This window comes from Salinicola sp. MH3R3-1 (assembly GCF_001937155.1).
Classification (GTDB): domain Bacteria; phylum Pseudomonadota; class Gammaproteobacteria; order Pseudomonadales; family Halomonadaceae; genus Salinicola; species Salinicola halophyticus.
This window is the reverse complement of record NZ_MSDP01000087.1, coordinates 1-489: the sequence shown is the minus strand read 5'-3', so window position 1 is coordinate 489 and position 489 is coordinate 1. Positions and strand designations below refer to the sequence as shown.

Here is a 489-nt window from a genome sequence, read left to right as displayed (position 1 = left end):
CAGCCTGCATATCTGGCTGGCGCTTCCCGAACCGTGGCGGGCGGAAGAGCTACAGCAGCAGGCCCGCCAGGAAGGCGTCGCCATCACCACCGCGCAGCCGTTTCTGGTCGAACAGTCCGCGATGCCGCGCCGCGTGCGTATCAGCCTGGGGGCCGAACCGGATCTGGCGCGTCTTGCCAGCGGGCTGGACGTGCTGAGCCAGCTGCTGGGCGAAGCGCCGCCGCCGATGCTGGAAATCGCTTATTGAAGGCCACGAGCGACGAGCTGCGAGCTGCGATGATGTTGATACGGCACTAATCCATCCAACAACACAATGACGGAGCTCAGATGCGAGTCCTGATCTATCACAACGATGCCGAGCAATGGCGCCACATTCTGCGCGAGCGCCTGCCGACCGCCGAAATTGTCGTCGCGAAGGACAGCGGCAACCCGCAGGTCGATTACTTGGTCGCCTGGAAGCCGCCGGCTTCGGTGTTCGACGAACAGACG

1 pseudogene is annotated in these 489 nt (G+C 63.8%); it reads left to right on the top strand.

The features are described from left to right. Nucleotides 1-247 (top strand): annotated as a pseudogene (locus tag BTW08_RS18465) (PLP-dependent aminotransferase family protein); the annotation flags it as partial. Between the last annotated feature and the right edge of the window lie 242 nt (nucleotides 248-489).